The sequence below is a fragment of the Allobosea sp. UNC402CLCol genome (genome assembly GCF_000745475.1).
GTDB classification, from domain to species: Bacteria; Pseudomonadota; Alphaproteobacteria; order Rhizobiales; family Beijerinckiaceae; genus Allobosea; species Allobosea spartocytisi.
Genome location: NZ_JQJJ01000009.1, coordinates 134,388 through 158,598 on the forward strand (window position 1 = coordinate 134,388; position 24,211 = coordinate 158,598).

The following is a 24,211-nucleotide window of genomic DNA, read 5'->3' on the forward strand; positions in this document are numbered from 1 at the left end:
CCGGAGCCTTTCTCACAAGCGGTGGCGGCGATCTCAGCCCGCTCTGCGCACGGTTTGCGCGGGGGCATTGCGCGCATGGCGGCTCTCGCGACGCGGCAGGCCGAGATGATCGCGCAAGGTCTGGCCCGGCAGGCTGCGGTCATAGACGCCGCGCTCTTCCAGGACGGGAATGACAAGCGCGATGAAGTCGTCGAGACCTTCTCCGAGGACCGGGAAGCCGAGCACGAAGCCGTCGGCTGCCTGCTTCTCGACGCGCTCGATCAGGCGGCCGGCAACCTCCTCCGCCGAGCCGATCAGGTCCGTGCGCGGGGTCGCGGCTTCCAGCGCCGCTTCGCGCAGGGTCTGGCGCTTCAGAATCGCGTTGCGCTTGATGCGGTCGGTCGTCGAGCGGAAGCTGTTCTTGCCGATATCGCCGAGCTCGGGGAAGGGCGCGTCCAGCGGATAGGCGCTGAAATCATGATGGTCGAAGAAGCGGCCGAGATAGGCGAGCGCGTCCTCGATCGAGATCAGCGCCCGGATCGCGCGATATTTCTCCTCGGCTTCGGCCGGGGTGCGGCCGACGATCGGACCCGCGCCCGGAAACAGCTTCACCTCGTCGGCGCTGCGGCCCTGCGCCACCGCACTCGTCTTGATGGCGCGATAGAGCGCCTGGGCCTCCTCCAGCGGGACATGGTTGGCGAAGACCGCATCCGCATGCTTGCCGGCGAGGCCAATGCCCGCTTCGGAGGCGCCGGCCTGGAACAGCACGGGCTGCCCCTGCGGCGAGCGCTGGATGTTCAGCGGCCCCTCGACCTGGAAGAAGCGGCCCTTGTAGCCGAGCGTATGCAGCTTCTCGCGGTCGAAGAAGCGGCCGGTCTCGCGGTCGCGCGGGAAGGCGTCGTCATCCCAGGAATCCCACAGGCCCTTGGCGATATCGAGATATTCATGCGCGATCTCGTAGCGCAAAGCATGTTCGGGATGGGGCCGGCTGTAGTTGCGGCCCGATCCTTCCAACGGGGATGTCACGGCGTTCCAACCCGCACGTCCACCGCTGATCAGATCGAGCGAGGCGAATTGCCGGGCGATCGTGAACGGGTCGCTATAGGAGGTCGAGACCGTTCCGACGAGGCCGAGTTTCCGGGTCGCGACCGCCAGCGCCGAGAGAATCGTCAGCGGCTCGAAGCGGTTGAGGAAATGCGGGATCGACTTCTCGTTGATGTAGAGCCCGTCGGCGATGAAGGCGAAGGCGATGCCGTTCTCCTCCGCTTTCCGGGCATTGCGGATGAAGAAGTCCAGATTGACGCTGGCATCCGGCGGATTGCTCGGATGACGCCACGCATTCATGTGGCTGCCGGCGCCCTGCAGCATCACGCCGAAGGTCAGGCGGGGAGTCACGGTGCTCTTGGCCATGGATCTCGTCCTTTCCGAATGATCAGGCTGCGAGCGCCGGCGCTTCGCCGGCCAGCAGCATCACGGACGCGAGCCGCTTCTCGGCGGCGGCGGGCGGTGTATCGATGATGAATTCACGGACGCCGAAGCGTGCCTGCAGCCGCTCCAGCTCGCGGCGAACCTGCTCGGCCGTGCCGGAAACGATCTGCGGCTTGCGGATTTCGGTGTGGTAGGCGACGGCGCCGGCCTGCCGGGCATATTCCGCCGCCTGCTCTTCCGAGCCGAGATTGACGCTGTGGCCATCGTCGAGCGTCACGCGCACGATCTTCAGCGCATCGGTGAGGCTGCGCGCCTCGTCCGGCGACGGCGCGGCGAGAGCCGTCACGGCCAGCAGGACCGGTCCTTTGCCGCCCGCGCCGGCATAGGCTTCGAAGCTCGCCTCTATCGCCTTCTCGTCGCCATTATGCTGGCCGGCGAAGACGAAATTCCAGCCGCGCTCCCCGGCCAGCCTGGCGCTGTCGGGGCTGCCGCCCAGCAGAAAGCGTTCGGGTGAAACGGGCGGCTGCGGCAGAGCGCGCGCTGCCCCTTCCTCCGCGGTGTGGACGCTCAGGAACGTATCGAGCTCGCTCAACTGTGCGCTGAAGTCGTGGGCGGGACCGGATGCGTGGAGGACGCGGAGCGCCCGTGTCGACGCCGGCAACCCGCCGGGCGCGCGCCCGATGCCGAGATCGACCCGCCCCGGTGCGAGCGACGCCAGGACATTGAAGATCTCCGCGACCTTGTAGGGGCTGTAATGCGGCAAGAGGACACCGCCGGAGCCGATCCGGATGCTGCGCGTGCGCGCGGCGAGATAGGCGATCAGCACCTCGGGAGCGGAGCTCGCCAGACCGGGAGAGCCGTGATGCTCGGCGACCCAGAAGCGCGTGTATCCGAGCCGTTCGGCCGTCTGTGCCAGCGCGACCGTCCGTTGCAGCGCAACGGCGGCGTTCTCGCCTTCCGGGATCGGGCTCTTGTCGAGGAGGCTCAGGCGGTAGCTCATCGTCGTTCCTCAATAGGCTCGCAGGCCGAGTGCGCTCGCAGCCTCGTCGGGCAGCCAGCCAAGACGCTCATAGGCACCGCGCCAGTAGAGGAGCGCCGCCGACTCGCTCCCGATCCTGATCTCGCGGATCCGGCCGATGACGATGGCGTGGGAATGCCGCTCGATCAGCTCCTCGATCTCGCAGTCGAGATTGGCGAGCGCGCCGTCGAGCAGGGCAGAACCCGATGCGCCCTCCGTCCAGCTTGCCTCGGCATAGCGGGCGAGGCCCTTCTCGCCGCCGCGGCCGGCAAACCGGTCGGCGATGGGCTTTTGGTCGGCGGCGAGAAGATTCACGGCAAAGGCGCCATGCGCCCGCAGCACGGGAAAGCTGGACGATGCCAGGTTGAGTCCGAACATCAATGTCGGCGGCTCGGCCGACAGCGAGGAGACGGAGGTTGCCACCAGGCCGGTCCGCGCGGCACCTCGGCCCGTCGTGATGACGCTGACGCCGCCGGCGAGCTGTCGAAGCGCCTGGCGGAAAAGCTGGAGATCAGCCGGGGCCGGGTGCGCCGGCGCGGTGGACGGGGCGATCCCCCTCGGAAGATCCTTCGGGCCGGGGGCCTTCGGCACAAGCGAGACGACCGTCATAATGGACTCCGAGAAGATTGCGCCCTGGCCGGGCCAGGCGACGTCGGCCAACGAGCAGAGCCGGAAAGGGCAGATGCGGGCTCGGCGATGGCGGGGAAGAGGAGGGGCTCAGCGGTCTTGTCGCAGGCCCGTATCGGCGTCGCTGGGAACATGAATCCCCCTTCGCCGGGGAGCCGGCGCTGCAATCTGTCTATGGTGTTCGATGGATCAGTGGTGGCGGCGAGACGCTCTTACGCCAGACATCGGCGCGATCGACGAGATATTCCGCATCGTTCAGCGATGGCAGACATGGGTCAGACTCCGTTGCGGAGCCCACGATCGTCTCGTGGTGCTTTTAGCATTGTTGACGCGGTGCAAGCTGCTCCAGCAAATCCCGCGAATGACCGAACCGAAGCGCGATCAATACTGTCATCTTTCCCTTCGGAACCGTTTCCGTCAATGAAACCGCATTCCAAAGATGGCGGCTCGCGGAGGCCAATCCGCCAAAGGACGATGGCTGACGAGCAGTTTTTTCGACTGGACCTCTCAAAGTCCTCCAGCCCCCGAAGCGCTTAGCAGCGGGAGCAACTGGCGGCCCTGCCGCGCGATCTCGCTGAGGTAGGGCGTGTCGGACAGGATGAAATGGGTGATGCCGAGATCGCGGTACTGGCTCAGCGAGCGGGCCACCTCGATTGGCGAGCCGACGAGCCAGGTCGTGCCGGCCCCGCCTCCGCCGACGCGCCCCGGCGCGGTATAGAGGTTGTCGTCGAGCACCTCGCCGCGCAGGTGCAGATCGAAGAGCCGTTGCTGGCCCACGGCGACGGCGCGGCGATGATCCTGCCAGGAGCCGCTTTGGCCCGCGGCCATGGCCGCGACCCTTGCCTCGGCATCGGCCCAGGCCTGCTCGGATGTATCCCGGATCAGCGTGGTGATGCGCAGCCCGAACTGCAGAGGCGGCAGGTCTCGGTCGAGGGTCCGGCTCAGACGCCTGAGACGCTCGATGCGTTCCGCCAGCGCCTCGCGCGGCTCGCCCCAAAAGAGCTGAACATCCGCCTCGCTTGCCGCCACATGCTCGGCTGCAGCGGACGCGCCACCGAAATAGAGCGGCGGATGGGGACGGCCTTCACGCGGCGTGATCCGCGGCATCACGGTGGAGTTGGCGAGCTGGAAATGCTCTCCGGCATGGCTCACTTTGTCCTCGATCCAGAGCCGACGGACCAGGCGCATGAACTCCTTGGTGCGGGCATAACGTCCGGCCTGATCGCCTTCGCTGTCGCCATAGGCTGCGAGATCGTCGAGGCCGGACACGATGTTCACGCGCAGGCGACCATTCGACAGATGGTCGAGCGTCGCGGCAGCGGTCGCGAACTGGGCCGGGCGCCAGTAACCCGGGCGGATCGCGACCAGCGGCTCGAAACGCTCGGTTCGCGCCGCCAATGCCGTGGCGAGCGTGAAGGTATCGGGCCGGCCCCAGCCTGTGCCGATGAGGGCGCCGGCCCAGCCATGTTCTTCGAGGGCCTTGGCGTGCGCCGTCAATGTGTCGAGGCTGTTATGGTCCTGGCTGACGGTATCGCCGCGATGACCGGACTTCACGTCGTTGGGGATGTACCAGAGAAACTGCGGGCGCTGGCTCGGCATCACGCCGCAACAGCCCGATGCGCCGCCAACCGGGCCGCGATGCGCGCCTCCTGCTGGGCCTTGACCACAGCGACGCGGGCTGTCGCCTCTTCCAGGGATGCCGCAGGCGGATGGACGGGCGTCTGCCCGGCCGTACCTGCCTTGGCGCCGATATGCTTCTCGAACGGCAGGGAGCGATACAGTGCCGGGTCGACCGCCACGTCGAAGAGCGGTCGGTAACCCAGCGATAGATAGAGTTTCGTCGCTTCGGGCTGGCGAAAGCCCGTCGTGAGATAGGCTCTCGTGTAGCCGAGATCCGCAGCCGCCTCTTCCAGCGCCTGCACGATGCGACGCGCCAAGCCCTGCCGTCGCAGATCGTCTCGCGTCCAGATGCGCTTCAGTTCGACGGTTTCGTCATCATGGCTCATGAATGCGCCCCCGGCGATGGTCTCGCCGTCCCGGCGCAGAAGCAGGAACTCGCCCAGCGGCGGCGCGAAGGCCTCCGGCGGATAGCGCAGGATCTCGGACCGTGCTCCGCCTGGCCGGCTGTTGGCGCCATAGCGGCCGTCATATTCGGCGATGAGCCCTTCCAGCAAAGCTTCCGCCTGAACGTCGAGCGGCGATGAACGCACGATCGCATCGGCCATGGCCTAGTCTCCATGTTGTTCGTGAGATAAATTGACCGGACCGATGGTATTCGGGAATTTCAGGCGATCAATATCGTCATGAAAATAAGAAAATGGTCCTCCGGCGTAGTGATTTTCTGTAGATATATTTCCCGATCTCTCCTTCTGCGAGCAAGTCCGCCTACTGTGCGGTCGAACAGCAAAGCCTCTTCCGGGAGGGCTTTGCCGACGAAGCGGCTCAAGTTGGGGGATCGGCAGGCCGAAGCGCCCACGCGGCTGAGGCTTGGGCTGTCTCAGAGAACCGGGGCGCTGCGGCGCGCGAAATCGGCGCTCTCCTCATCAAATTGGATGACGATTCCGCCAGCCGGTTTGGTGCCCGATGACTGGTCTGCCAGTGGGCCATTCCGGACTTGTGCTGGTGGTTTGCGTGACTGTCCCGGCGATGCTGGAGAGGGGAGCCATGACGATCCTGTCGGGGCCGGTGGGCGTGCGCGACGGCGTGACGCAAGTCGCCAATGCGCCCGTCGACCAGCAGAAGATAATCCGGCTGCTCTGGGGCATCGATCCTGGCAACGCCGGCATGAAGGGCGTGTCGCCGCCACCCCCGGCAGGAGCCTTCAAGCGCTGCAACACGACACTCGCCGCGGCGATCCTGGCCTTCCAGACGTTCTGGGTGGAGCGCGGCGAGCTCAACCTGGCCGATGGCGTCGTCGATCCGGGTGGTCGCAGCCTGCGCAAGCTTGATGCCCTCGCAGCCGCCGGGCCGCCGGCCCCGACCCCGCCGAAACCAGACCAGCCCGGTTTCATCGACCTCAAGGTCCTGCGCTTCCAGCAGACGCTGCCGACCGTGCCGGGTTCCTTCAGCATTCCCGCGATCGTGCCGAGCAGCGTGATGCCGTTCCTTTTCGCGCCGGTCGCCCGCGATGCGGCGCTGGTCGAGGGCAGTGCCGAGGGGACGATCTCCGAATTCCTGTTCAAGATCGAGAAGAACGGCGCGATCTTCTGGGTCGGTGCCTGCATCCCGGCCGGCACGATCGATTTCTCGCGAGCCTACATCTATTTCCATCCCGACACGATCTCGGCGAGCGACGATGCCGGCTATCCGACTTTCACGGGCCGCTGGCCGACGGTGAAGCGTTATGTCGCCGGGCAGGGGCTGCAGATGGCCGCGATGAAGACGATGCCGCTGATCGTGCCCTTCATGACGAACGCCTCGCGCTCGAACCAGCCCCGCACCAATCTCTTCGCCGATCGCGGCGTCGAAACGCTCGATGACATTCTCGCCGCGATCCAGATCACGCTCGGCCAGACGACGCCGCGCGGCTCGGTCCAGCAGGTCGGGACCTCGAGCTTCAGCTCCGGCGTCAACCATCTCGCTCGCTTCGCCGAGATGCTCGGCGGGAGCGGGCTGATCCGCGAGCAGATCGATTTCGACAGCGCCTTCATGAGAAATGCGCACAAGCTCGCGCCGAGCTTGCCCGGCGCGGTGAACTGGATGGTGACCCAGTCGCCGCCGCCTTGGGGCAAGCGCATCGGCTGGCTCTACCTGCCGCAGTCCGCTTTCCGCAACGTGCACACCATGCGCGGCGACACGCATAGCCAGATCGGCACGATGATGTTCCAGACCATGATGATGCTGAGCGTCATCCCCTGAGCCAAGGGGATGACGCAGGGATTCTGGCCTAGCTGGTTCGCCTCACGTTCCAGAAGGTCGGGAAGCTTGCCAGAACGCCTTCCAGCTTGCGGCTGAACGCCGTCGGCTGGAAATACTGGCCGAGCGGTGCATAGGGCACGTCCTCGAAGACCTGCAACTGGATCTCGGCGGCGAGGCGCTTCTTCGTCTCGGTGTCCGGCGCATCGATCCAGGCGTCGCGCAACGCCTCGATCTTCGGCGCGGTGGGCCAGCCCGGCCAGGCGGCAGCGCCATTGCCGCGCAGCGAGACATGGCCGACGGGGTCGAGGATGTCGATGCCGTTCCAGCCGGTGAAGAAGCAATTCCAGCCGCCCTGCGACGGTGGTTCCTTCTTGGCGCGCCGGGTCACCACCGTGCCCCAGTCCATTACCTGGTAGTCGACATTCATGCCGATGCGCTTGAGCATTTCGCCGGCGACCTCGCATTCCGCCTTCAGGTTGGCGAGATCGGAGACGCCGAGCAGCACGACCTTCTCGCCGTTGTAGCCGGCCGCCGCCAGCGCCTGCTTGACCTTGCCGATGTCGCGCGGCCCGTTCAGCACCTCCATGCCCGCATCGTTCGCGAAGGGCGTGTCCGGCGGAAACACCCCGACGCCGGTGCGCCAGAGCTTCGTATCCGAGCCGCCGACCGCTTCCATGAATTCCTTCTGGTCGATCGCCAGCAGCATGGCGCGGCGGATTGCCGGATTGTCGAAGGGCGGGTGCAGATGGTTCATCCGCATGATCGCGATCGCGCCCGTGGTCTCCTTGATCGCGACCTCGAGCCGCGGATTCTCCGAGAGCAGGGGCAGGAGGTCAGGCAGGGGCTGTTCCACCCAGTCGATCTCGCCGCTCTGGAGCGCGGCTCCGGCCGTCGCCGGGTCGGCCAGCGTGTGCCACTCGACCCGGTCGACATGGACGATCTTCGGGCCGGCCGTCCGGCCGGGCCTGCCGTCGCCGCGCGGCCGGTAATCGGCGAATTTCTCGTAGACGGCGAGGTGGCCCGACTGTCGCTCCGATGCGACGAAGCGGAAGGGGCCGCTGCCGACCACCTCGGTGATTTGGGTGAAGGCGTCCGTGACGGCCAGCCGCTCCGGCATGATCGCCGGGACGAAGGCAGTCATCTTGGCCAGGGCGTCGGGCAGCAACGGAAAGGGCCTTTTCAGCCTGAACCGCAGGGTGCGATCGTCCGTCGCCGCGAGTTCGTCGGTCAGCGCCATCAGCGTCTGCCCGAAGGAGTCGCGCTTGCCCCAGCGGTTCAGGCTGGCCACGCAGTCGCGCGCCAGAACCGCGCTGCCGTCGTGGAATTTCAGTCCCTCCCGCAGCTTGATGGTCCATGTCTTGCCGTCTGCCTCGGCAAGCGCTCCCTCGGCCATCTGCGGCTGGGCCTTGTAGCTTTCGTCCTGCCCGAAGAGCGTGTCGTAGACCAGGAAGGCGTGGTTGCGCGTGACGGTCGCGGTGGTCCAGATCGGGTCGACGACGGCGAGATCGCCCTGCGGCACGAATTTGATCACGCTCCGGTCGGCGCCTCGGCCGATATTGGGGGCAGAGAGGGTCAAGCTCGCGGCGGCACCTGCGAGGAAGGAACGGCGTGTCGGCATGGCGGTCTCCCGGGCGAGAGGTTCTGCACGTCCTAGCGGGCGGCAGAGTAGCATCGCCTCCAAGCAAGCGACATGCCGGTGCTTCGGTTTTCAGGCGAAGCGCTTCGCCCCGGCCACGGAGAGAACGACGATGCCGGTCGCAGCGACCATGCTCCAGGCGACGGGTTCGTGCAGCAGAAGCCCGGCCAGCAGCAGCCCGAAAAACGGCTGGAGCAGCTGGAGCTGGCCGACGCCGGCAATGCCGCCCAGCGCCAGTCCGCGATACCAGAACACGAAGCCGATCAGCATGCTGAACACCGAGACATAGCCGAGCCCGAGCCAGGCGGGCATGCCGATGCCGTTCCATGAGGCCGGCCAATAGAGGAGCGCGACGAGCGCCATCGCCGGGAGGGACAACAGCAGGGCCCAGGAGATCACCTGCCAGCCGCCGAGACGACGCGAGAGCGTCGCGCCCTCGGCATAGCCGAGCCCGCAGAGCAGGATCGCGGCGATCATCAGCAGATCGCCCGCCAGGGAGCCGCCATCGCTATGGATCAGCGCGAAGCCCGCGACGGTCGCGCTGCCGAGGATCGAGAACAGCCAGAAAGCCGGCTTGGGGCGCTCGCCGCCGCGCAGCACGCCGAAGATCGCCGTGGCCAGCGGCAGAAGCCCGATGAAGACGATCGACCGTGCCGCCGTGATGTGCTGCAGCGCCAGCGCCGTCAGCAGCGGGAAGCCGACGACGACGCCGAGCGCGACGATGAGGAGGGGGAGCAGATCGCTGCGCGCCGGCGGCTTCTGGCGCAGCAGGGAGAGAAACATCCCGCCGAGCAGCGCGGCGATGACGGCGCGCGCCGAGGTCAGGAACAGCGGCGAGAAACCGGCCACGGCGACGCGCGTCGCAGGCAGCGAGCCGCTGAAGATCAGCACACCCAGGAGCCCGCTGCCCCAGCCCTTGCCTGCAAAACTCATCCCGCCTCGCTTTCGCAGCAGGCTTAGACAATCCGCTGGCTCCGTGACAGAAACGATTCAATACGATTTGCGAAAACTGTATTGGTATCAAAACCCACACGGAAAGAGCGGGATGGACAATCGCCAGCAGACGCGCACGGAAGAGGTCATGGCCGCGATCAAGGCCAGGGCTGCTGCGCGGCAACTCGCGCCGGGCGACCGGCTGCCCTCGATCCGCCGCTGCGCCGCGGCGATGAAGGTTTCGCCTTCGACCGTGGTCGAGGCCTATGACCGGCTCGCCGCCGAAGGGCTGATCCGCGCCCGCCCCGGCTCCGGCTTCTATCTCACCGGCCACGGCCTGCCGCCGCTCAGCCTGGCGCAGCCGGCGACGCCGCGGGCGGTCGATCCGTTCTGGGTCTCGCGCCAGTCGCTCGATGCCGGGCCCGATACGCTCAAGCCGGGCTGTGGCTGGCTGCCGCCGGACTGGATGCCGAACGAGGCGCTGCGGCGCGGCCTGCGGAGTTTGGCGCGGGGTGGCGACGAGATGCTCGCCGAGTATGGCAGCACGCGCGGATCGCTGCCCCTGCGCCGGCTGCTGCTCGGGCGCCTCGCGGAGGAGGGGCTGCAGCTCTCGCCGGAGCAGCTCCTGCTGACCGGCTCGGGGACGCAGGCCGTCGATCTCGTCTGCCGCTTCCTGCTCCAGCCGGGCGACACCGTGCTGGTGGACGACCCCTGCTATTTCAACTTCAGGGCGCTCCTGCGGGCGCATCGCCTGCGCCTCCTGAGCGTTCCCTTCACGCCGACCGGCCCCGATATCCAGGCTTTCGAGGCGATCGTGGCGGCCGAGCGGCCGCGCCTCTACATCACCAATGCGGCGCTCCACAATCCGACGGGCGCGAGCCTGTCGCCGCAGGCTGCCTATCGCGTTCTCAGCATCGCGGCCGCGCAGGACATGGCGATCGTCGAGGACGAGATCTTCGCCGATTTCGAGCCCGATCCGTCACCACGCCTCGCCGTCCTCGACGGTCTCGACCGGGTCATCCGGATCGGCAGCTTTTCCAAGACGCTCTCGGCCTCGGTCCGCTGCGGCTATATCGCCGCCCGCCTCGACTGGGTCGAGGGGCTCGTCGATCTGCAGATCGCCACGAGCTTCGGCGGTCCGAGCCCGCTGGCCGGCGGCCTGATCGCCGATGTCCTGGCCGGCGGCGGCTACCGCAAGCATATGGAGGAGGTCAGGCGCCGGCTCGCGCAGGCGAGGCGCGCTGTGGCGCCCCGGCTCGAGGCGCTGGGCATCCGGCCCTGGCTCATGCCGCGTGGCGGATTCTATCTCTGGTGCCGGCTGCCGGAAGGGGTGGATTCGGCCGAGCTGTCGCGCCTGGCGCTGGCGGATGGCGTGGTGCTGGCGCCGGGCAACGTCTTCAGCGTGGCGCAGACGGCCGGCGATTTCATGCGCTTCAACGTCGCGCAGATGCGCGAGCCCCGCGTCTATGAGGCGCTGGAGCGGTCGCTCCTGGCATTGGGGTGGTCGGACCGCCCTGCAGTTGGTGCACGGCCTGCGCCGTGAACGGCGTGGCGCATCTGCGCCGTGTCCAAAAGAGAAGGCCCGGCCTCCGTCGGGAGTGCCGGGCCTTCGTATGACCACCGCCGCATGCCTGCGAGTGGCCGTTATGGCTGGGTCAGAGCGTCTGCGCGATATCGCGGTTGCGTGCCGCGAAGCGCGCCGCCTCCTGTCGGAACAGCATCCAGGCCGGTTGGGGGCTCTCATGTCCCGGCGCCTGCATCGACATGGTGAAAGGACCCTTGTTGCCGGCAGGCTTGTCGGGGTCGATCCGGGCCGCCCGGCACATCGCGCGGGCGATCCGCTTGATTCTGTCTTCGTCCATACTCCCTCTCCGCCGTGAAGGTTCAGAGGCGGGAACGTCGAATCAGGGAGCTGGGTTCCACAAAAATCGAAAAATAAATTTCTGATTGTATTCAATTGTTTAGGAGAAATCCGTTCGGATTTCCGGCGTCGAGGCTGTCAAGCCTTTTCCTGCCGCAGCGCATGTCGGCGGCCGGTTCGTTGTCAGCAAAATGGCGGGCGAGTTTGGGAATGTCCGCCGCCAAATATTGCGATCGGCACCCGAGATAATTCCGTCAAGTTCAGCATATTCACCGCTGGGGAACAAGCGGCTGCGCCCAAGGGCGTGCATGCGCGCAAATCAGTGGCGATGACGCGGCAACTCGCCAAAACTGTCAAAAAAATTGAGCAGGGAGCGGAAGGCCGATGACGCGGCGCGGGCTGATTGCCGAAGGCATGTATGAGAGGAGCACCTTCCGTGCTTCCATCACCCGCGAACTGCCGGGAGGCGACGCCAGCGCGCGCTCGATCCGCAATGTCGAGGAGCGGCCCTCCCGCACGGCATGCCGGCCGATCTTCCCGCTCGACGACATCTGATGCTCGGCGCGCGCCGCGAAGGCGGCAAGGCCGGGGGACAACAGGAGGACATCATGGCTGTTCAGGCCGATATTGTATTGCGCAACGGGCCGATCTGGTGCGGTCGCGAGGAGGGCGTGGTCGAGGCGCTGGCGATTTGGCAGGGCAGGGTGCTGGCTGCGGGCCGCAACGACGAGATCGCGCCGCTGGTGGGACCGAAGACGCAGGTCATCGACCTGAAAGGGCGGCTGGCGACCCCGGGCCTCAACGATTCCCATCTGCACCTGATCTCGCTCGGCATGACCATGGGCTGGGTCAATTCCAAGCCCGAGGCCGCGCCGACGCTGGACGCCCTGCTCGGTGCGATCGCGGCCCGTGCCGCGACGGCGAAGCCCGGTGAATGGATCCTGTCGCGCGGCTACGACCAGACCAAGCTCGACACCGGACGCCATCCCTGGCGCGAGGAGCTCGACCGGGCCGCGCCGAACAACCCGGTCATGCTGGTGCGCACCTGCGGCCATATCGCGATCTGCAATTCAGAGGCGCTGAGGCTCGGCGGCATCGACGAAAACTCGCCGACGCCGCAGGGCGGGCTGATCGAGCAGCAAAACGGCCGTCTCACCGGCTTGCTCGCCGAGAATGCCCGCGCCCCGGTGCAGGCGGCGATCCCGGCGCCGACCGAGGAGGAGCTGGTCGCGGCGATCGAGCGCGGCGGGCAATATCTGCTCTCGCTCGGCATCACCAGCTGCATGGATGCCGCCGTCGGCCAGAAGGGCGGCTTCGGCGAGATCGCGGCCTATCATCGGGCCAAGCGCGACGGGCGCCTGCCGGTCCGGACCTGGTTGACCCTGCTCGGCGACGATGGCCGCTCGATCGTGCCGCAATGCTACGACGCCGGCCTGATCTCCGGCACCGGCGACGAGATGCTGATGGTCGGCGCCGTCAAGCTCTTCCTCGATGGCTCGGCCGGCGGGCGTACCGCCTGGATGAGCGAGCCCTATCTCGGCGAGGACAAGACCACCGGCGTCTGGATGTGGAGCGATGACGAGCTGGAGCGCATGGTGCTCGACGCGCATGTGAAGGGCTATCAGCTCGCCTGCCACGCCATTGGCGATGCCGCGATCGAGCAGCTCATCACCGCCTATGAGAAGGCGCTTGCGGCCCATCCCGATCCGGACCGCCGCCACCGCATCGAGCATTGCGGCTTCTCGACCCCGGCCCAGCACGAGCGCATGGTCAAGGCCGGCATCTATCCCTGCCCGCAGCAGGTCTTCATCCATGATTTCGGCGACGCCTATATCAAGGTGCTCGGGCCGGAGCGAGCGCTGCCGAGCTACCCGTTCCGCACCTGGTTCGACCTCGGCCTGAAGCCGGCGACGGGCAGCGACGGGCCGGTCTGCGATCCCAACCCCTTCCCGAATTTCCACACCATGCTCACCCGCCAGACCTGGAAGGGCACGGTGATGGATGCTGCGCAGCGCGTCTCGATCGAGGAGGCGCTGCAGGCCTATACCGAATATGGCGCCTTCTCGCAGAAGCAGGAGAATGTGAAGGGCCGCCTCGCGCCGGGTTACCTCGCCGATGTCGCGGTGTTCTCGCGCGACCTGCTGACGGCGAGCCCGGGCGACATCCTCGGCGACACGCGCTGCGACCTCACCATCCTCGAGGGCCGCATTGTCTATGAGCGCGCGGGGCAGTGAAGGGACGGCTGAATTTTTGGGCAGACAAGCGGCGCAGAGCCGTTAAGGTTCCATCTGGAAGCAACGACTTCGGTTTGAGCCGGAGCGCATAAACACAAAAACGGGAGGATTTTCGGTGTTGAAGAGATTTGCCTTCGCGACCGCGCTGACGCTTGCCGCCTTTGCGGCGCAGGCCCAGGAGCCGCGCCATGGCGGAACGATCCGCTTCACGGCGCCTTACGGAGCCTCCTTCGTCAGCAATGACAGCCATGTCTCGAACCAGATCCAGGACGAGATCTACGGCTATGCCCTGCACGGCATGCTCTATCGCTGGGATGCGAGCGCGGGCAAGCCGGCGCTGGAGCTCGCCAAGAGCGTCTCGGTCTCGCCGGACGGGCTGGTCTACACCTTCAAGCTGCGTGACGACGCGCTCTTCCACAACGGCCGCAAGATGACGGCGGACGACATCATCTGGTCCTATAACCGGATCATGGACGGCTCGAAGAACTACCCCGGCGCCCGCTATGTCGCCCGCATCAAGGGCGCGACCGCGGTTCAGAAGGGCGAGGCCAAGGAAATCTCGGGGCTGAAGAAGATCGACGACTTCACCCTGGAGATGACGCTGACGGACAAGACCGATCCGGGCTTCCTGTTCTACAGCGCCAACACCGCGATCCTGCCTGCCAAGGAGGCGCAGGACCCGAACTTCTTCAACAAGCCGATCGGGCTCGGGCCCTTCAAATTCGTCGAGCACGTTCCCGGCTCGCGCATGGCCTTCGAGAAGTGGGAAAAGTACTACAAGACCGGCCGGCCCTATGCCGACAAGCTGGTGATCGTCCCGATGGGCGAGGCGGCCGCGCGTGACGTCGCCTTCCGCAACAAGGAGATCGACGTCTCGATCCTCGGCTCGTCGCAATACGTCGCCTACAAGGCCGATGCCAACCTGTCCAAGGGGCTGCTCGAGGTCGCCGAGGTCTTCACCCGCAACATGGGCATGAACCCCGAGTTCAAGCCCTTCTCCGACAAGCGGGTGCGCCAGGCGATCAACTACGCGATCGACAGCGAGCTCATCATCAAGCGGCTGGTCCGCGACAAGGCCTATCGCGCCGTGAGCTGGCTGCCGCTCTCGGTGCCAGCCTTCGACAAGGACGCCAAGCCCTACGCCTACGATCCCGAAAAGGCCAAGAAGCTGCTCGTCGAGGCCGGCTATCCCGACGGCTTCGAGTTCGAATGGACCGCGACGCCGAATGAGAGCTGGGGCATTCCGATCGTCGAGGCGACGATCCCGATGCTCGCCAAGGTCGGCATCAAGGTGAAGGTCAAGCCGGTCGAGACCTCGGCGCTCGGCGGCGTGGTCGCGAAGGGCGACTTCCAGGCCTATATCTGGTCGAACACCTCGGGCCCGGACGCGCTGACCCAGCTCAAATGCTTCTATTCGGCGACGCCGCGCTCCTCCTGTAACTACACCGCCTTCAAGAACCCGGCCTATGACAAGCTGATCGATGAGGCTTCCGCCGAAACCGACGCGGCCAAGCAGCTCGATATCCTGAAGAAGGCGAACGCCATGCTGCAGGATGAGGCGCCGGTCTGGTTCTTCAACTACAACAAGGCGGTGCTGGCCTATCAGCCTTGGCTGCACGGGCTCCAGCCCAATGCGACGGAGCTCGCGCTCCAGCGCTATGAGGATCTCTGGGTCGACGCCTCCTCGCCGGCGGCGAAGTAAGCGAGCCTCGCCACCCGGTCCATGGGCCGGGTGGCGGAATACCTCCGTCATTCCGGACGAGCCGCGAAGCGACGCCGATCCGGAATCCATCCTTAGGCGCTGCGCTCGATGATGGATTCCGGGTCAAGCCCGGAATGACGATCTGGTTTTCGCGGTCGGCAGCACACTGGCCGGGTTTGATCATCGACCGGCTTCGGTTGGAGTGGTTCGGCCGGTTTCGTGCTGCGGCGGTCAGGAGTCCCTCATGTTGCCCTATGTCTTCCGCCGGCTGCTGCAGGCCATCCCCATCCTGCTTGCGGTCGCGGCGCTGATCTTCGTGCTGTTCAGCGTCATTCCCGGCAACTTCGCCACCAGCCAGATGGCTGACGGGCGCAGCAATGTCGATGCCGAGACCATTGCGCGCATGAACGAGCAGTTCGGGCTCAACGACCCGCTGCCGCTGCGCTTCGCGAAATATGTCGGGGGGCTCGCGGTTTTCGATCTCGGCGATTCCTTCCGTACCCGCCAGCCCGTGACCGGCGTCATCGGCGAGCGGCTCTGGCCGAGCCTGCAGCTCGCGCTTGCGGCCATGCTCTTCGCCGTCCTCATCGGCGTGCCGCTCGGCTTCCTGGCGGCGCTCAAGCCCGGAAGCTGGCTCGACACGCTCTCGATGGTCTTCGCCGTCTCCGGGTTGTCGTTGCCGTTGTTCTGGCTCGGCCTGCTGCTGATGTACGCCTTCGCGCTGACGCTCGGCTGGTTCCCGAGCTTCGGCTATGGCGACGGCAATCCGCGCTACATCGTGCTGCCGGCGATCGCGCTCGGCGTCGCGCCGCTGGCCCTGCTGGCGCGCACGGCCCGTGCCGCGGTGCTGGAGGTGATGCATGCCGATTTCGTCCGCACGGCCCGTGCCAAGGGCGCGGGCTCCTATCGCGTCCTGCGCTGGCACGTCGCGCGCAACGCGCTCGTCATCGTGCTCACCACGCTCGGCCTGCAATTCGGCTCCGTCCTGGGGCAAGCCGTCGTGGTCGAGAAGCTCTTCGCCTGGCCGGGCCTCGGCTCGCTGCTGGTCGACAGCGTCACCTGGCGCGATATCCCGGTGGTGCAGGGCTGCATCCTGACGATCGTCCTGTTCTTCCTCGTCGTGAATATCGCTGTCGACGTGCTCTGCGCGGTCGTCGATCCACGCATCAAATACAGCTAGGCGGCCCGCATGAAGTTCCGTGCCAATCTCTGGATCGGCGGCGCCTGCTTCGCAGCCGTAGTCGTCGGCGGCGTCCTCGCCCCCTGGTTCGCCCATACCGATCCGGTGATGGACGCCAATCTGATGAACGCCGAAATCCCACCGGGGTCGGAGTTCTGGTTCGGCACCGATGCGCAGGGCCGGGATATCTACAGCCGCGTGCTCTACGGCGCCCGCATCTCGCTGACCGTCGGCATCGTCTCGCAGCTCATCAACACCATGATCGGCGTCGCCTTCGGGCTGACGGCTGGGTACTGGGGCGGCTGGTGGGACGATTTCGTCAACGGCCTGACCAATATGATGCTCGCCATCCCCTCGCTCGTCTTTGCGCTGGCGATCATGGCGATCCTGAGCCCCGGCCTCACCAGCCTGCTGATCGCGCTGGGCCTGACCAACTGGTCCTTCACCTGCCGATTGACCCGCGCTGCGACCCTCTCGGTCAAGTCGCTCGGTTATATCGAGGCGGCGCGTTCATTGGGCTACGGCACCTTCCGGATCATGCTGACGCAGATCCTGCCCAATGTCGCAGGCCCCATCATCGTCATCGGCACGCTCGGCATGGGCGGCGCGGTGCTGGCGGAAGCCTCGCTCTCCTTCCTGGGCCTGGGCATCCGCCCGCCCTTCCCGAGTTGGGGCTCGATGCTCTCGGACGCGCGCGACCAGATCTCGACCGCGCCCTGGATCTCGATCTTTCCGGGCCTCGCGATTTTTCTGACCGTGCTCGGCCTCAACCTGCTAGGCGACGGCCTGCGCGACATCCTCGATCCGCACTCACAACTTCGCAAAGCCTGACGATAGACCTATGACCGCTCAAGACCTCATCGACCCGCCGCTCGAGACCATCCGCTTCCATGGCCTGAAGGCGGGGCCGAAGCTCCTCGTCCTCGGCGCCGTCCATGGCAACGAGACCTGCGGGCCGAACGCCATCGCCCGGGTGATCGAGGATTGCCGCGCCGGCCGTGTCGCGATCCAGCGCGGCGAGGTCACCTTCCTGCCCGTCGCCAATCCCAAGGCCTATCGCCAGAACACGCGGGAAGGAGACCGCAACCTCAATCGCGACCTGCGCGAGCGGCCGCAGCCCGGCGACAACGAGGATCGGATCGGCAACCGGCTCTCCGGCATCCTGCGCCAGCACGACATGCTGCTCGACGTGCATTCCTTCAGCGGCGAGGGCGTGCCCTTCGTCTTCTTCGGGCCGGAGGATAATCGCGGCGAGCTCGAACCCTTCCGCCATGCGGCTGCCGAAATGGCTTTCGCCGCCAGCCTCGGCGTCGATCTGATGATCCATGGCTGGCTCGACATCTATGTCCGGCTGATCGCGGCGCGCGAGCGATTGAACCTGCCGCGCCTCGCCGTGACCGAAGGCTTCGGCACGACGGAGTTCATGCGTTTCGCGGGCGGCTACGGCGTGACGCTGGAATGCGGTCGGCACGAGGATCCGGCGTCCGTCGAGGTCGGCTACAGGGCGATCCGCAACGTGCTCGCCCATCTCGGGCTGACCGACGAGGCGGCGCCCGCCTCCGCGAGGCGCACCGTCGTCCATATGGACGATCTCGTCATCTGCGAGGCCGAGGGCGACCGCGTGGAGGGCACCTGGAAGACGGGCGACCGCGTGGCCAAGGGCACGCCGATCGCACGCCGCGCCGACGGCACCGTCGTCACCATGCCGCGCGACGGCTTCATCATCTTCCCGAACCCGAAGGCGAAGCCGGGCGAGGGCATCTGCTACCTTGGCAGCGAGAGCCGCCGCAAGGCCTGACGGCGGCGGCGCCGTTTACTGGACGATGCCGCGCTTGTTGCCGAAGCCGGGGATATAGCAGCCGCAGCTCGACCCGTAAGGCAGCGGCGGCGTCGGGCATTCGCCGCGGCCGGTGACGCAGAGATTGCCATAGGCCGGGCGGTAATAGCGCCGGCCATAGCCGTAGCCATAGGGCCGGACCGGCGCCTCATCCTCATCGTCATAGGATGGCGGCGCCGGCCGGTAGGGCTCGTAATACTGTGCCCGGACCGGAATGGCGGAGAGCAACACGGCACCGAGCAAAACCGAGAGGGCGAGCTTGTGACGCGACATGGCGCTTCCTTTCCGCTGCTTCACGCACGAGACGCGTGGGCGAAGTCCTGTGGGCGGTTCTAGCAGCGTCGAGGTGAACAGGGGCTGATCGGAAGGCGGCGGAAAAGCGGCGCCATTGCCTGTCAGCTTCCCGCCTTCGTCGGCTGGTCGGGCTTGGCGAGGGGTGTGCTCCGGCTCAGGTCGATCTGCTTCTGCAGCCCGAGCAGCAGGTTGAAGGAATCGACCGGGGTCAGCCCCGTCTCCTTCGTTCGGCGCCAGCCGCCTGAGGCGGTCGCGATCAGCCCCTCGCCCAGGGCGCGTTGATACTCCAGGCCGATGCCCTTCTGGTCCGAGCGGGCGTCGAGGCCGACATAGTCGTCGGTCTTGCGGCGGGCGACGAGGCTCACCGCATTGTGCTCGTCGATCCTCGCGGTCAGCTTCGCCTCATGCGCCGTCACCAGGTCGATGACCGTGAAGGGCAGCGTCGTGTCCTCGACACTGCGGCTGGAGCCGAGCTCGAGGGTGAAGCGCTGCCAGGGCAGCCGGAGCTTGGCGGTATAGAGCAGGCTGTCGACCGTCTCGAAATCCTTGTCCGGGAAGCTCGCGCGGAACGGCGACACCGAACCCTCCAGCGACGCCTCGCCGATCATGGTCGAGAAGAACAGGTTCGGCTGCAGCCGGTTATGGTCGCGACGGAAGCCGATATAGTCCATGCCGTTGACGAAGCGCACTTGCGCTGCGCTGAACGAGACGCCGATCTCGGTCTGCCCGGCTTTCCAGGCGATGCCGGTCGTCCCCGACAGCGTCGTGAAGTTCTCGTCCCAGGGCAGGAAGTCGCCGAGATTGAACACGTTGCGCTCGTTCAGCGCCGTGACGCGGGCCTCGCCGCTGGCGAAGAGGCGGAAGGGGCCGAGCGCGTGGTCGATGCGCTCGCGCCAGGCGAGGCTGCTCTTGCGGCGTGACCAGCTCTGCTCCGCGCTGGCGGCCAGCGAGGACTGGATCACCGTCGCTTCGCCGAGGGTGATGCCGTGCTTCAGGGTCAGGGAGTGGCTGCGCGCCGCTGCGAGGTTGCGTGGGTCGTACTGCGTCTCCACCAACGCCAGGTTGAGGCCGTAGCCGTCCTGGATCGTGCCGTTGAGATAATCCCAGGTTGCAAAGACGGTGGCGACGGGGCTGCCCTTCTCGCCTTCGACGCCGGAGGGATTGCTGTCGAAACCGCCGCGCAGCCCGACGATCGCGACCGAACTCTCCGCGCTTTGCACAGTGTTCTCTGCGCTAAGGGCCGCTCCTGCGCCCGATAGATGCAGGGCTATCATCGAAAACAGCGCAATATTTTTCATATCGCCCTCAATTTTCGACGTATAGATAGATGATTATGTTTAATGAATTGTATATTAGTGAATTTATACGTAATAGTCGGCGTATGAAGTGGGTTTGGTGAAAGAAGTTAGTATTTATTGTATTCATGGCATCGCTGCGTGGCGCAATGTTAACGCTAGCAAGTATGGTTAATGAATGGATAAGGTTGCCGCTCCGATAAAATGCAACTTATACGTGCTTCATCGCTTCGATCCCCGGAGCGACAACTGGGAGAGTGATATGAAGTACGCGCTTGTACTCGCTACGGTTGCAGCTTTCGGCATCTCGCCTGCCATGGCCGGTGGCCGCGGCGGTGGCTCCTTGCTGGGTGGCGTCCTGGCCCCTGTGACGGCGGCCGTCTCCGGCATTCAGGTCAATGCGCTGAACAATGTCAGCGTGCTGAGCGGCAGCCCGATCGCCAGCGGCAACAAGGTCGGCATCGTCGCGCCGGTCAAGGCGATCGTCAGCAAGAACGGCATCGTCGGCGGCCTGCTCGGTGGGCTCGGCCATGGCTGCGGCTGCAACTGAGCCGCGCTTCGGGAGGAGGGAGATCCGTCCCTCCTCCATTCGCGGCGTCAGCCCGGCGTAAGCGCGATCAAAAGCTCGCCCGCCGCCGCCGTCATGCCCGGCTTGGCCGCGACCCGCGCCACGATCCCTGCCGCCGGGCTCTTGAGATCGATGAAAAGCTTCATCGATTCGAGCACGGCGACGACCTGTCCCGCCGTGACGCTGTCACCCTCGCGGACATGAATCGCGGCGACGGTTCCCGGCATGGTCGCGCGCACTGCGTCGCCGGCACCGCCGGAACCCTCGCGCGCTGCCGCCTCCGCGGCGACCGCGAGCGCGATGCCGATACGCCCCTCGAACGCCCCCCAGCGCAAGGAAACGCCGGCCTCGTCCCGGACCGCATCGACCGTCAGGCGCTGGCCGTCGAGCAGCACCGGCCAGCGGGTCGGATCGGCGCCGACCGCGACCGAGACCTCCGTGGCCCCATCTTGCGTGACGACGCGGAAGACGTCGCCCAGGCTCTCGATCTTGATCCGCTTGCTGTGCTCGCCATGGGTCAGTGCGAGATGGCTCGCGCCGGGCTTTCCGGCCGTTCCGAGCAATCGGAAATCGGCCAGCGCTCCCCAGGGGCCTGCCATTGTCGGTTTGACAGCGGCAAGCCAGATCGCGGCAGCCAGCGCGTCGCGCGACTGCCTGTCTTCGGCGCTCGGTCGCCAGCCGCCTGGCCAGGTCTCGCCAATGAACAATGTCGTCGCCTCGCCCCGCGCGAAGACCGGCTGGCGCAGCGCATCGACCAGGAAGGGACGGATCGTTGCCGGGCCGAGCACCGTCATATGGTCGAGGCTGTCGGCGAGGCGGCGCCGCGCCGCATCGCGATCCGGGCCATGGGCGATGATTTTGGCGAGCATCGAATCGTAGAAGGGCGAGACCGTGCTGCCGGTCTCGACGCCGCTGTCGATGCGCACGCCCTCGGGCTCGCGCCACAGCGCGATCGTCCCGGTGTCGGGGCGGAAGCCTTCCTCGGCCCGCTCTGCCGTCAGCCGCGCCTCGATGGCGTGGCCGGTGCAGGTGATCTCGTCCTGCCGGCGTGGCAGTGTTTCGCCGGCGGCGATCCTGATCTGCCATTCGACCAGATCCAGCCCGGTGATCGCCTCGGTCACGGGATGCTCGACCTGCAGCCGCGTGTTCATCTCGAGGAAGAACACCTCCTGCGTCATCGCATCGACGAGAAACTCCACGGTGCCGAGATTATCGTAGGCAATGGCGCGGGCGAGCTTCAGGGCGTGACCGTGCAGCGCCGCGCGGGCTTCCGGTTTGAGATTGGGGGCTGGCGCCTCTTCCAGAAGCTTCTGGTTCGAGCGCTGCACCGAGCAGTCGCGCTCGAAGAGATGGACGATGTTGCCGCGCCTGTCGCCGGCGACCTGAACCTCGACATGGCGCGGCCGTGTCACGAATTTCTCGATCAGCAGCCGCCCATCGCCGAAGGCGGACTCCGCTTCGCGGCTCGCGGTCGCGATGGCAGCGTCGAGATCGACCTCCGCCTCGACCTTGCGGATGCCCTTGCCGCCGCCGCCGGCCGAGGCCTTGACCATGACCGGCAGGCCGATGCGCAGCGCCTCGCGCTTCAATGTCTCGGGCGATTGCTCGGCGCCGTCATAGCCGGGCACGCCCGGCACGCCGGCGTTGCGCGCGATCTGCTTGGAGCGGATCTTGTCCCCCATCGCCTCGATGGCGCTGGCGGAAGGGCCGATGAAGGCGATGCCGTTCGCCTCGCAGGCGGCGATCAGGTCGAGCCGCTCCGACAGGAAGCCGTAGCCCGGATGGATCGCCTGCGCGCCCGTCTTGAGCGCGGCATCGATGATGCGGTCGGCGCGCAGATAGGACTCGCGCGCTGGCGCCGGGCCGATCGGCACAGCCGTGTCGGCGAGCCGGACATGCAGCGCATCCCTGTCGGCCTCGGAATAGACCGCGACGGTGCGGATGCCGAGCTTGCGGCAGGTGCGGATGATGCGGCAGGCGATCTCGCCGCGATTGGCGATGAGGAGCGTGTCGAACATGGCGCCGCTCACATCCGGTAGACCGGCCGCGGGCCGGTATCGCGCGTCTCGCCGGCCGAGAGCGCGAGGCACAGGCCGAGCACGTCGCGCGTCTGCGCGGGCTCGATGATGCCGTCGTCCCAGAGCCGGGCGGTGGCGTAATAGGGATCGCTCTGCTCTTCGAACTGGGCGCGGGTGCGCCTGTCGAGATCGGCGATGGCCGCTTCGTCGCCCGAGCCCTTGAGCGATTGCCGGCGCAGCTCCGTCACCACGGTCGCCGCCACCTCCGGGCTCATCGTCGCGATGCGGGCATTGGGCCAGGAGAACAGGAAGCGGGGCCTGAAGCCGCGACCGCACATGCCGTAATTGCCGGCGCCATAGGAACCGCCGATCAGCACGGTGTATTTCGGCACCCGCGCATTCGAGACGGCATAGACGAGCTTGGCCGAATGCTTGGCGATGCCGCCGCGCTCGGCCTCGGTGCCGACCATGAAGCCGGTGATGTTCTGCAGGAACAGGAGCGGGATCTGGCGCTGGTCGCAGAGTTCGATGAAATGCGCGCCCTTGATGGCGCTTTCCGAGAACAGCACGCCGTTATTGGCGAGGATGCCCACGGGATAGCCGTGGATATGGGCGAAGCCGGTGACGAGGGTTGCGCCGTAATCCGGCTTGAAGGCGCTGAAGGCGCTGTCGTCGACCATGCGCGCGATCACCTCGCGGACGTCATAGGGCCGGCGCAGATCGGTCGGCACGATGTCGATGAGTTCAGCCGGGTCGAGCTTCGGTGCAACGGGAGCCTGCGGCGGCGGCGTGACCTTGCCGATCTCACCCAACGCCCCGACGATCTCGCGCAGCTTCGCCAACCCCTCCATCTCGGTCTGGACGAGGTGGTCGCTGACGCCGGAGACCAGCGTGTGCATCTCCGCTCCGCCCAGCGTCTCGCCATCGACGACCTCGTGGATCGCCGCCTTCACGATCGGCGGGCCGCCGAGATGGATGCGGCCGGTGCCCTTGACCATGATCACCTGGTCGGACAGCGCCGGAATATAGGCGCCGCCGGCCGTCGCGCCGCCGAAGACGATCGAGATCTGCGGGATGCCTGCCGCCGACATCCGGCACTGGTTGTAGAAGGAGCCGCCGAAATGGTCGCGGTCGGGGAAGACCCGATCCTGCTCCGGCAGGAAGGCGCCGCCGCAATCGACGAGATAGAGGCAGGGCAGGCGATGCTCCCCGGCGATCTCCTGTGCTCGCAGGTGCTTCCGCACCGTCTCGGCGAAGAAGGAGCCGCCCTTCACCGTCGCGTCATTGGCGATCAGCACGCAGGCCCGTCCCGCGACGATGCCGATGCCGGTGACGATGCCGGCGCCCGGCACCTCGTTGCCATAGAGCCCGTAGGCCGCGAGCGGCGAGAGTTCGAGGAAGGGCGTCTGCGGGTCGAGCAAGAGGTCGATGCGCTCGCGCACCATGATCTTGCCGCGGGATTCATGCCGCGCGCGCAGCTTCTCGCCGCCGCCCTGCGCGACGAGGCCGTGACGCTGGCGCAACGTCTCCAGCATGGCTGAGAGCGGGGAAGGGGGCGTCGCGGTTTGCGATGCTGTTTCAGGCACGGACGCACTCCTCCAAGGTCGCCGTCATTCCGGTCGCAGCGAAGCGGAGGCCCGGAATCCATCGAAGGGCATTGTGCGCTACGATGGATTCCGGATCGGCGCCGCTGTCGCGGCTTGTCCGGAATGACGGGGGCCGTCGATCCAAGGTGAATGCCGC

The 24,211-nt window shown here is 66.6% G+C and carries 21 protein-coding genes; 9 read left to right on the top strand and 12 right to left on the bottom strand.

Annotated elements, in window-relative coordinates; genetic code table 11:
- Positions 1-33 precede the first annotated feature (33 nt).
- The 5 genes from GY40_RS07970 to GY40_RS07990 all read right to left on the bottom strand — a co-directional run bounded on the left by GY40_RS07970 (position 34) and on the right by GY40_RS07990 (position 5,277).
- On the bottom strand, positions 34-1,389 hold the full coding sequence (locus tag GY40_RS07970) for an LLM class flavin-dependent oxidoreductase (RefSeq protein ID WP_038360710.1): 1,356 nt from the start codon (positions 1,387-1,389) through the stop codon (positions 34-36).
- 22 nt (positions 1,390-1,411) lie between these two features.
- The gene (locus GY40_RS07975; protein WP_038360712.1) at positions 1,412-2,407 is read right to left on the bottom strand and encodes an LLM class flavin-dependent oxidoreductase; all 996 of its coding nucleotides are present in this window, start codon (positions 2,405-2,407) and stop codon (positions 1,412-1,414) included.
- 9 nt (positions 2,408-2,416) lie between these two features.
- Positions 2,417-3,034: a flavin reductase family protein gene (locus GY40_RS07980; protein ID WP_081925327.1), complete on the bottom strand. Its 618-nt coding sequence runs from the start codon at positions 3,032-3,034 to the stop codon at positions 2,417-2,419.
- Positions 3,035-3,559: 525 nt separating this feature from the next.
- A complete protein-coding gene (locus tag GY40_RS07985; protein ID WP_038360715.1) occupies positions 3,560-4,651 on the bottom strand; it encodes an LLM class flavin-dependent oxidoreductase in 1,092 nt (363 codons plus the stop codon).
- A complete protein-coding gene (locus GY40_RS07990) occupies positions 4,651-5,277 on the bottom strand; it encodes a GNAT family N-acetyltransferase (RefSeq protein WP_038360718.1) in 627 nt (208 codons plus the stop codon). Before GY40_RS07990 ends, GY40_RS07985 begins: the two co-directional genes overlap by 1 nt.
- Before the next feature lie 439 nt (positions 5,278-5,716).
- Here GY40_RS07990 and GY40_RS07995 point away from each other — a divergent pair, with 439 nt between their 5' ends.
- Complete coding sequence (locus GY40_RS07995; protein WP_038360721.1) at positions 5,717-6,910, top strand: hypothetical protein; 1,194 nt, start codon at positions 5,717-5,719, stop codon at positions 6,908-6,910.
- Positions 6,911-6,938: 28 nt separating this feature from the next.
- On the opposite strand, the gene GY40_RS08000 is transcribed toward GY40_RS07995, so the two are convergent.
- Both GY40_RS08000 and GY40_RS08005 read right to left on the bottom strand, forming a co-directional pair.
- The gene (locus GY40_RS08000; RefSeq protein ID WP_038360724.1) at positions 6,939-8,528 is read right to left on the bottom strand and encodes an ABC transporter substrate-binding protein; all 1,590 of its coding nucleotides are present in this window, start codon (positions 8,526-8,528) and stop codon (positions 6,939-6,941) included.
- Positions 8,529-8,618: 90 nt separating this feature from the next.
- Positions 8,619-9,479, bottom strand: a complete 861-nt coding sequence (locus GY40_RS08005) for a DMT family transporter (protein WP_038360727.1) — start codon at positions 9,477-9,479, stop codon at positions 8,619-8,621.
- A gap of 112 nt (positions 9,480-9,591) precedes the next feature.
- On the opposite strand from GY40_RS08005, the gene GY40_RS08010 reads away from it, so the two are divergent.
- On the top strand, positions 9,592-11,022 hold the full coding sequence (locus tag GY40_RS08010; RefSeq protein ID WP_038360730.1) for an aminotransferase-like domain-containing protein: 1,431 nt from the start codon (positions 9,592-9,594) through the stop codon (positions 11,020-11,022).
- Between the two features lie 112 nt (positions 11,023-11,134).
- Here the strand turns inward: GY40_RS08010 and GY40_RS08015 are convergent, their stop codons facing one another.
- Positions 11,135-11,341, bottom strand: coding sequence for a hypothetical protein (locus tag GY40_RS08015; protein ID WP_038360733.1), 207 nt, complete (start codon positions 11,339-11,341; stop codon positions 11,135-11,137).
- A 383-nt stretch (positions 11,342-11,724) separates the two neighbouring features.
- On the opposite strand from GY40_RS08015, the gene GY40_RS27495 reads away from it, so the two are divergent.
- From GY40_RS27495 to GY40_RS08040, 6 genes are all read left to right on the top strand, one after another.
- Positions 11,725-11,895 carry a hypothetical protein gene (locus GY40_RS27495; RefSeq protein ID WP_156115898.1) on the top strand — a complete coding sequence of 57 codons (171 nt, stop codon included), beginning with the start codon at positions 11,725-11,727 and terminating at the stop codon, positions 11,893-11,895.
- Positions 11,896-11,948: 53 nt separating this feature from the next.
- Positions 11,949-13,574: an amidohydrolase gene (locus GY40_RS08020; RefSeq protein WP_038362204.1), complete on the top strand. Its 1,626-nt coding sequence runs from the start codon at positions 11,949-11,951 to the stop codon at positions 13,572-13,574.
- 115 nt (positions 13,575-13,689) lie between these two features.
- Entirely contained in the window at positions 13,690-15,276 is a 1,587-nt protein-coding gene (locus tag GY40_RS08025; protein ID WP_156115899.1) for an ABC transporter substrate-binding protein, read from the top strand.
- A 244-nt stretch (positions 15,277-15,520) separates the two neighbouring features.
- Complete coding sequence (locus GY40_RS08030; RefSeq protein WP_038360738.1) at positions 15,521-16,456, top strand: ABC transporter permease; 936 nt, start codon at positions 15,521-15,523, stop codon at positions 16,454-16,456.
- A gap of 9 nt (positions 16,457-16,465) precedes the next feature.
- Positions 16,466-17,287 carry an ABC transporter permease gene (locus GY40_RS08035; protein ID WP_038360741.1) on the top strand — a complete coding sequence of 274 codons (822 nt, stop codon included), beginning with the start codon at positions 16,466-16,468 and terminating at the stop codon, positions 17,285-17,287.
- 10 nt (positions 17,288-17,297) lie between these two features.
- Positions 17,298-18,254: a succinylglutamate desuccinylase/aspartoacylase family protein gene (locus tag GY40_RS08040; protein ID WP_038360744.1), complete on the top strand. Its 957-nt coding sequence runs from the start codon at positions 17,298-17,300 to the stop codon at positions 18,252-18,254.
- Positions 18,255-18,269: 15 nt separating this feature from the next.
- On the opposite strand, the gene GY40_RS08045 is transcribed toward GY40_RS08040, so the two are convergent.
- Positions 18,270-18,566 (bottom strand): hypothetical protein, encoded by a 297-nt coding sequence (locus GY40_RS08045; protein WP_051987658.1) that lies wholly within the window; start codon positions 18,564-18,566, stop codon positions 18,270-18,272.
- Positions 18,567-18,688: 122 nt separating this feature from the next.
- Complete coding sequence (locus GY40_RS08050; RefSeq protein WP_038360746.1) at positions 18,689-19,807, bottom strand: hypothetical protein; 1,119 nt, start codon at positions 19,805-19,807, stop codon at positions 18,689-18,691.
- A 337-nt stretch (positions 19,808-20,144) separates the two neighbouring features.
- Here GY40_RS08050 and GY40_RS08055 point away from each other — a divergent pair, with 337 nt between their 5' ends.
- On the top strand, positions 20,145-20,432 hold the full coding sequence (locus GY40_RS08055; RefSeq protein ID WP_038360749.1) for a hypothetical protein: 288 nt from the start codon (positions 20,145-20,147) through the stop codon (positions 20,430-20,432).
- Between the two features lie 47 nt (positions 20,433-20,479).
- Here the strand turns inward: GY40_RS08055 and GY40_RS08060 are convergent, their stop codons facing one another.
- Positions 20,480-22,468 (bottom strand): ATP-binding protein, encoded by a 1,989-nt coding sequence (locus GY40_RS08060; RefSeq protein WP_038360752.1) that lies wholly within the window; start codon positions 22,466-22,468, stop codon positions 20,480-20,482.
- Positions 22,469-22,476: 8 nt separating this feature from the next.
- Positions 22,477-24,054: an acyl-CoA carboxylase subunit beta gene (locus GY40_RS08065; RefSeq protein WP_051987659.1), complete on the bottom strand. Its 1,578-nt coding sequence runs from the start codon at positions 24,052-24,054 to the stop codon at positions 22,477-22,479.
- Positions 24,055-24,211 lie beyond the last annotated feature (157 nt).

Bases quoted from the DNA above. Each gene is read 5' to 3' on its own strand.
- GY40_RS07970 (WP_038360710.1), bottom strand. From the start codon at position 1,389: ATGGCCAAGAGCACCGTGACTCCCCGCCTGACCTTCGGCGTGATGCTG.
- GY40_RS07975 (WP_038360712.1), bottom strand. From the start codon at position 2,407: ATGAGCTACCGCCTGAGCCTCCTCGACAAGAGCCCGATCCCGGAAGGC.
- GY40_RS07980 (WP_081925327.1), bottom strand. From the start codon at position 3,034: ATGACGGTCGTCTCGCTTGTGCCGAAGGCCCCCGGCCCGAAGGATCTT.
- GY40_RS07985 (WP_038360715.1), bottom strand. From the start codon at position 4,651: ATGCCGAGCCAGCGCCCGCAGTTTCTCTGGTACATCCCCAACGACGTG.
- GY40_RS07990 (WP_038360718.1), bottom strand. From the start codon at position 5,277: ATGGCCGATGCGATCGTGCGTTCATCGCCGCTCGACGTTCAGGCGGAA.
- GY40_RS07995 (WP_038360721.1), top strand. From the start codon at position 5,717: ATGACGATCCTGTCGGGGCCGGTGGGCGTGCGCGACGGCGTGACGCAA.
- GY40_RS08000 (WP_038360724.1), bottom strand. From the start codon at position 8,528: ATGCCGACACGCCGTTCCTTCCTCGCAGGTGCCGCCGCGAGCTTGACC.
- GY40_RS08005 (WP_038360727.1), bottom strand. From the start codon at position 9,479: ATGAGTTTTGCAGGCAAGGGCTGGGGCAGCGGGCTCCTGGGTGTGCTG.
- GY40_RS08010 (WP_038360730.1), top strand. From the start codon at position 9,592: ATGGACAATCGCCAGCAGACGCGCACGGAAGAGGTCATGGCCGCGATC.
- GY40_RS08015 (WP_038360733.1), bottom strand. From the start codon at position 11,341: ATGGACGAAGACAGAATCAAGCGGATCGCCCGCGCGATGTGCCGGGCG.
- GY40_RS27495 (WP_156115898.1), top strand. From the start codon at position 11,725: ATGACGCGGCGCGGGCTGATTGCCGAAGGCATGTATGAGAGGAGCACC.
- GY40_RS08020 (WP_038362204.1), top strand. From the start codon at position 11,949: ATGGCTGTTCAGGCCGATATTGTATTGCGCAACGGGCCGATCTGGTGC.
- GY40_RS08030 (WP_038360738.1), top strand. From the start codon at position 15,521: ATGTTGCCCTATGTCTTCCGCCGGCTGCTGCAGGCCATCCCCATCCTG.
- GY40_RS08035 (WP_038360741.1), top strand. From the start codon at position 16,466: ATGAAGTTCCGTGCCAATCTCTGGATCGGCGGCGCCTGCTTCGCAGCC.
- GY40_RS08040 (WP_038360744.1), top strand. From the start codon at position 17,298: ATGACCGCTCAAGACCTCATCGACCCGCCGCTCGAGACCATCCGCTTC.
- GY40_RS08045 (WP_051987658.1), bottom strand. From the start codon at position 18,566: ATGTCGCGTCACAAGCTCGCCCTCTCGGTTTTGCTCGGTGCCGTGTTG.
- GY40_RS08055 (WP_038360749.1), top strand. From the start codon at position 20,145: ATGAAGTACGCGCTTGTACTCGCTACGGTTGCAGCTTTCGGCATCTCG.
- GY40_RS08060 (WP_038360752.1), bottom strand. From the start codon at position 22,468: ATGTTCGACACGCTCCTCATCGCCAATCGCGGCGAGATCGCCTGCCGC.